This is a genomic window from Humidesulfovibrio sp. (genome assembly GCF_030689645.1).
Classification (GTDB): Bacteria; Desulfobacterota; Desulfovibrionia; order Desulfovibrionales; family Desulfovibrionaceae; genus Humidesulfovibrio.
The window spans coordinates 21,578-27,844 of sequence record NZ_JAUYFU010000008.1; the positions used below are offsets into that span (position 1 = coordinate 21,578).

Here is a 6,267-nt window from a genome sequence, read left to right on the forward strand (position 1 = left end):
GATGCCCCCAGCGGAAGTGTGCTTGGCTACTCGACGGTGGAGCTGGTGACCTTGTACGCATAGACGTACTTGGTCGTACCGTCCCCCCCGCCGGGACCACCCTGGCAGCCCTTATCCAGGAAGTGCTGCTCGACCTCGCGCGCGATGTCGTCAGTGCTGCACTTGCGGTGGATCCAATGGCCCGTCTGCTTGCTGACATTGTGTTCCGTAAACAGCCGCCGTTCGGGATCGTCAGTGATGCCTGCGTACCAAGCCGAGAGGCTCCCCCCACGATCACTGATGTGCTGTTCAATCTCACCCACAACGCGGGTCGCCTCCGCCGACATAATCCTCAAACCAAGTCCATAGCCCATAATCAAAACCTCTCTCGATGTGGCAGCCTTGACAGAAGACGGGGGCAGAGGCATCTTGAAGGTCCTACGCTTCGTCAGCTCTGCCCAGCGAGACGCGCTCTGCGTCCAACTGCCGGGGTTGATGAAATCGAAGCCAAGTTCTCTCGCCAGAACTTGGCTTCGCTCGTTATGTATGCCGACGTGTGCAAAAGTCAAGCACAAAATGAATGATCGGTTTGTGTGTGATGCCACACTTAAGGCCTAACACACTTTCTCGGCACATAACCACTTAAACACACTAAAGATTTTAATTTTTAACTTCGCCCACAAAGAGTTCCCATTTATTAGCAGAGAACTTTCCGTGCTTTTGCCGGGGTGATCCGTCTGCAGCTTGGCGATATGTTCGCGAATGTCGAACAAGAGATCTCCGACCTCACCGGCAGGATGATGCGGGCAGGGCTTCCCCTGCAGTAGCTCCATCCGTGCGCTCGGCTTCATCGTTCCCTTGTTGCCATCATATTCAAGGTACACAAATTCAGAAAGCTTGTGGTGCCACGGGGCGATGAGCTGCGCCAAAAGCCCAACGGCAGTGGAGGCGAGGACACCATTGGGCCACACGACTTGCGGCCTGCCGCCAGCAGCCCCATATGCCTGCGCCTCCTTGGTGAGCCTCTCCTCGGTCACGAGGCCGCAGCACCGCAGGCACGGACCGCCAGGCATGGACATGATGACCTGGCCACTGATCAAAAAACCGTTCTTCCCCAATGCGTGCACGTCCATGCCGATGTCGAGGTAGGGGATCAGGTGACGGCGCGCGAACCGTTCAAGCTGGTCGCGCTCCTTGTAGGAATCCACAGCCCCGACAATGACGTCGCAGACCTTCAGGTCGTCCATAGCGGCAAGCCAGGTGTCGGGCACAGCGACCACCCTGGCGTCAGGCTGCACGCCGCGGATGACGCGCTCGGCGATTGCCACCTTCAGGGTCTCTGCTTCGGCATCGGCCAAGGTTCCGCCCACTAGACGGTTGGTGTTGGTCAAATCGATCTTGTCGGGGTCGACCAGGACGAATCCGCCCACACCAAGATGCGCGAATTGCTGGACGACATGGGCCCCGCCTCCCCCAAGGCCGACAAGTCCAACCGTGCATTCCCGAAGCAGGCTCTCACTGTCGGGTCCGAGAAAGCTTTGGCGGCCAAGGCGGTTCATATTGTCCTCCACTTCTTGAGCGGCAAACCCGTCACCGAGAACACGTCAACCGGACGGCACGGCTGTCGCCGGTCGAGCCAGACTTGGCCGTTCGCGGCATCTGTGGTCAGCACGATGGCGCCATGGACACATTGCGGGGCCACTTTGAAGAAGTCGGGGATGAACTTCGCATTTTCGCGCAGGTCGACTCCGCTGAACCAGGGGATGCCGTGCCCACCGTGGCTGTGCACATGGAACAGCGCCACTCGCGAGCGCATGGCCCACTGCAGCGCCTTGCGGATGGCCTCCGGTCCCATCATCGCCCCGACGGAGTGGTCTGGCAGATAGTCCCCGTCTTCCACCGGCCTGTATTCATGGGCCAGAACGAGCACGTCCGCGGCGGCGGCGGTCAGACCCGCCGCGATGAACCCTACGCGTTCGTGCGCGAAGGCATGCGGCCGCCCGAGGTCCGCGCGAATCAGGTTGAGAAGTGCGGCGGTCGTCTTGAAGATGATCTTCATATGAGTACCCTCAAATGAGCGCAGAGCATGGCGGGCCATGGCTGTTCCGCCGAAACCCCCTGCCAGGACGGAGCCCACCAGGCCCGGCCGATGACTTGGTGCTGCGTCCAATTCTGTCCCTTCCCGTCCACTCTCTCCTTGAAGAAAAGGCGCGTCACATAGCCCGTATGGAGTGACGGGTGGAGCAGGAGGTCCATGCGCATGTCCTTGTCGCCCACCTTGAGCGGAAAGTTCGGCAGCAAGACCACGGGATTGCCGCCCTCCGTGAAGAGGGCGGCGGATTCGTGGATGCTCTTGAGAGCAAGGATCTCTTTGCTGGTGTCCATCACGACGACGCTCCGCCCGGGACCTGGCTGATGAAGACCATCCCGTCTTTGACGTGAAGCCGCTCATTCGGGCGGAGCGTGATAAGCTGATCGCCCTTCATGACGTTGAGAAGGTAGCCGGGCTCAACGCCGAGGCTATTGAGCAGTTCCTCGGTCGTGTAGACGCCGGCAGGGATGGTCTTCTCCTCGCCGTCGAGCGTGACGGTGACCATCCTCGGCCGGGTATGCAGGTGTTCGATGCCGGCGTGGGACAACCGCACCGACTCGCCGTCCTTGATCTCGCACTCCCGGTCACCGTCCTTCATAACGAAAACCATTTCCTCGGGGGCTGCCGACACGTAGTGCAGAGTCTTTTCGCTGATCTCGGGGGCGCCCCACTCGTAGCCGTGCCCGTCGATGGTCAGGAGGAAGACCTCCCCGCCGCGAAAGGCCCGGAAGATACACTCTTCCTGCTCACGAAGAGAAACCTGGTCGTCGAGCCCGACCAGCCGGGTGCCGGGCCGCAAAAGCTGTATGAGCGCATGGTCTTCGGGAGGAGTGCATCCGGCGGCCGTCAAAATCTGAAGGCCGGTGGGATTCGACTGCTCCACGGTAATGGGGGGGAGAAGCATATCCTCTTCCGCCATCTGGATCCGGAATCCGCCCGGCGGATGAGAGTGCGGCTTCTCGGCTTCGTGGTGCTTTCCGGCCTCTTCGATGGTGTCAGGCAACTTGTCATGGTATTCCATTTTCTTGCTCCGCTGCTATGCTTGGTCTCGTCAGGGCACTTGCCATGTCGAGTTCGCCATGCTATTGATGGCGAGTTAACGACGCATGTCGAATCTGTCAAGAGGAGAGTGTCGAAATCGCCATGACAAATGACGCATCAGGCCAAAATAATTCGCCTTCTAATTTTTTCATGGCTCGGCTTCGGGCTGCCCGGGAGATGCGCAGCTTGAGCCAGGCAGAGCTTGCGACCAAGACGGGACTGCCCCCGAGTTCCATCGCTCACTTCGAAGGGGGGAAGCGCAAGCCGTCCTTCGACAACTTGAGAAAACTGTCGGAGGCGCTGGAAGTCACCACCGACTATTTACTTGGCCGAACCGATGATCCTGATGTGGCAGAGAAAGCGGGCGACCCGATGTTTCGCCACGCGGCCAAGCTGACAGCAAACGACCGAGAGCTTGTCACCGCTCTCCTCGAAAGGCTCGCAGCAAAGAGGGGTGGCAAAAAAGAGGGGTGATCATGAGCCGAAGGTTCAACCTTGATGATGCTAAAGGGCAAGGAGAAAAACTTGCCGCGGATGAGGGCAACATCTCATTCCCTGTTGATTTGCTTGCGATCGCCAGCAAGCGAGAAATCATCATCGAAGCGATCACAGACGCCGAACCCGGCGTTTCGGCCATGCTATTGCGAGACGGAAACACCTTCGGCATCTTCTACAGCACGGCCATCCCGAGCCTCGGCTTCCAACGGTTCAGCATCGCCCATGAGTTGGGTCACTACTTCCTGGATGGCCATGTTGACCAGATACCCTTCGATGAGGGCATGCATGCTTCAAAGGCGGGAACCTTCTGCCGCGATGTATTCGAACAGGAGGCGGACAGCTTCGCCAGTGGCCTGCTCATGCCGTCAAGGCTCTTCAGACGGGCCTTGAACGGTTTCGAGGACGGCCTTGCCGGAGTCAAAGGGCTTGCGGGCCTTTGCCAAGCCTCATTGACCGCCACGGCCATCCGGTACGCCGAACTCACCGAGGCTGCCTCTGCGGTCGTCGTCAGCACAGGCAAGACGGTGGACTTCGCCTGCATGTCGTCGGCCATGAAGAGCTTCGCCAAGCTGACATGGCTCCGTCGCGGCGACCTACTTCCCAAAGGCACCCTTACGGCCAACTTCAACGCACAGAGGGACCAATTCGACGAAGCTGAAAGAAGCGACGAGACAGACCTCCGGCTCTGGCTCGATGGAACACGCTCACGCGACGTCGTCGAAGAGATCATCGGGTTGGGGCGCTACGGGAAGACTTTGACCGTCTTGACCTGCCCAGATGCAGATGGGGATGGTGAAGACGAGGAAGAAGAGGACTCCTTGCGCGAAAGCTGGACACCGCGTTTCTGAAAGTGAAAGCTGGCAGTAGAGGCAAACGCAAAATGCCCTAACAAGATGTTGCTTGATTCGGAAGCATAACACCAAGTAATGATATATTTTTTAATAAATCCTCCCGGCGGGGTTAAGGGGCAGCGCCCCTGGTATGCTTCACGCCTTTACTTGCCCCGGCTCCACAGGGCCAGCACCACCAGCCGCCAGAGCATGTTCTTGTGGTTCTTGCCGCTGGCGTGCTCGTCAGCCAGGGCCAGGGCCGCGTCCATGCGCAGATGCTCATGCAGTGCGGGGGCTGCCTGTGTCAGGGCCTCATGCACAAAACCGCGCATGGGCCCGGCCATCCATTCGCGGATGGGCAGGTCGAAGCCTTGTTTCCGGCGGTAAAGCACATCCGGCGGCACACGGGTTTCGGCCATTTTTTTGAGCAGATATTTGGTCTCGCGGCCGCGCACCTTGAGGCCCACCGGAAAACTGGCGAACAGTTCGATGAGCTTTTGGTCCAGCAGGGGCGAGCGCACTTCCAGGGCGTGGGCCATGCTGGCTATGTCCATCTTCACCAGCAGGTCGTCGGGCAGGCAGGTGCTGTTGTCGATGTACAGCATGCGCTCAATGGGGTTTTGGGCGCGTTCATAGGACCGGCGCAGCCAGGGCAGGAACCAGTCGGCGTGAGCGCGTGCAACGGCGCGCGATGTTTGCGGGGTGTACAGCCGGTTCTTGACGGGCTTCATGCGGCCCTCTGCGCGCAAAAGCGGCTTGGTCTCGGGCCAGATGCTGCCCGCTGCGAATTCGCGCAGGGCGCGGGCCAGGGGACTGCTTGAGGAGCAGAAGCCGCGCAGGGGTTCATCGCCCGGCAGGGGCGGGGTGAAGAGCGAGTTCAGGGCGCTGGCCACGCGGGCGTGCCGGTAGGTGGGGTAGCCGCAGCAGAGCTCGTCGCCGCCGTCGCCTCCAAGAGCCACGGTTATGTGGCTGCGCGCCATGCGCGACAGGGCCAGAGCGGGCAGGGCGGAGTCGTCGGCATAGGGCTCGCCGTAGCGTTCGACGACTTCCGGCAGCATGGTCAGGCTGGCCGGGGGCATGATCTCGTGGTGCAGGGTGATGCCCAGGTGCTTGGCCACGGCCTGGGCGTGGGGCAGCTCGTTGTACTTTTTTTCTCCAAAGCCGATGCAGAACGCCTGCACCTTGCCCGGGCACAGCTCGGCCAGCACCGCGGCCACCAGGCTCGAATCCACCCCGCCTGAGAGCAGCAGGCCCAGGGGCACGTCGGACTCCAGGCGCAGGCGCACGCTCTCGCGCAGTTCGGCCCAGGCCAGCTCCAGGGCCTCGGCCTCGGAGATGTCCAGCTTGGTGCGGAAGTCCATCTCCCAGTAGCGGCGGATGGAAAGGCCGCGCGCGCCTTCTCGGCAGGAGTAGACGGCGCAGCAGCCCGGCTGGAGTTTGCGCACGCCGGAGAGAATGGTCTTGGGCGCGGGCACGTAGCCCAGGCTCAGGTAGAGGTCCAGGGCCTCGGGGTCCATGTCCGTTGGGCAGTCCGGGTGGGCGCGCAGGGCGCGGATCTCCGAGGCGAAGACGAGGCCGTGCGGGCCTTCGAAGTATACCAAAGGCTTCTTGCCCATGGGGTCGCGCGCAAGGAACAGCTCCTGGCGAGCGGCGTCCCAGAGGGCGAAGGCGAACATGCCGCGAAGGTGCCGCAGGCAGTCCTGGCCGTGGATGCGGTACATGGCCAGCAGCACCTCGGTGTCGCCCGTGGTGCGGAAGCTCTCGCCGCGGTTCTCCAGGTCGGCGCGAAGCGCCCGGAAATTGTAGATCTCGCCGTTGAATACAATG

General features: G+C 61.1%; 8 protein-coding genes. 2 read left to right on the top strand and 6 right to left on the bottom strand.

Going from position 1 to position 6,267, the window contains the following annotated elements:
• Positions 1 to 26: 26 nt before the first annotated feature.
• The 5 genes from Q8O35_RS01320 to Q8O35_RS01340 all read right to left on the bottom strand — a co-directional run bounded on the left by Q8O35_RS01320 (position 27) and on the right by Q8O35_RS01340 (position 3,092).
• Positions 27 to 335 (bottom strand): hypothetical protein, encoded by a 309-nt coding sequence (locus tag Q8O35_RS01320; RefSeq protein ID WP_305569661.1) that lies wholly within the window; start codon positions 333 to 335, stop codon positions 27 to 29.
• Positions 336 to 593: 258 nt separating this feature from the next.
• Positions 594 to 1,538, bottom strand: a complete 945-nt coding sequence (locus Q8O35_RS01325) for a ThiF family adenylyltransferase (protein WP_305569665.1) — start codon at positions 1,536 to 1,538, stop codon at positions 594 to 596.
• On the bottom strand, positions 1,535 to 2,038 hold the full coding sequence (locus tag Q8O35_RS01330; RefSeq protein ID WP_305569667.1) for a hypothetical protein: 504 nt from the start codon (positions 2,036 to 2,038) through the stop codon (positions 1,535 to 1,537). Before Q8O35_RS01330 ends, Q8O35_RS01325 begins: the two co-directional genes overlap by 4 nt.
• Positions 2,035 to 2,364, bottom strand: a complete 330-nt coding sequence (locus Q8O35_RS01335) for a hypothetical protein (protein WP_305569669.1) — start codon at positions 2,362 to 2,364, stop codon at positions 2,035 to 2,037. Before Q8O35_RS01335 ends, Q8O35_RS01330 begins: the two co-directional genes overlap by 4 nt.
• On the bottom strand, positions 2,364 to 3,092 hold the full coding sequence (locus Q8O35_RS01340; protein ID WP_305569671.1) for a multiubiquitin domain-containing protein: 729 nt from the start codon (positions 3,090 to 3,092) through the stop codon (positions 2,364 to 2,366). Before Q8O35_RS01340 ends, Q8O35_RS01335 begins: the two co-directional genes overlap by 1 nt.
• A 122-nt stretch (positions 3,093 to 3,214) precedes the next feature.
• On the opposite strand from Q8O35_RS01340, the gene Q8O35_RS01345 reads away from it, so the two are divergent.
• Entirely contained in the window at positions 3,215 to 3,586 is a 372-nt protein-coding gene (locus Q8O35_RS01345) for a helix-turn-helix domain-containing protein (RefSeq protein WP_305569673.1), read from the top strand.
• A 2-nt stretch (positions 3,587 to 3,588) separates the two neighbouring features.
• A complete protein-coding gene (locus Q8O35_RS01350; protein WP_305569682.1) occupies positions 3,589 to 4,458 on the top strand; it encodes an ImmA/IrrE family metallo-endopeptidase in 870 nt (289 codons plus the stop codon).
• 146 nt (positions 4,459 to 4,604) lie between these two features.
• On the opposite strand, the gene asnB is transcribed toward Q8O35_RS01350, so the two are convergent.
• Positions 4,605 to 6,267: asparagine synthase (glutamine-hydrolyzing) (gene asnB, locus Q8O35_RS01355; RefSeq protein WP_305569688.1), on the bottom strand; the 1,663-nt coding region annotated here is incomplete at its 5' end.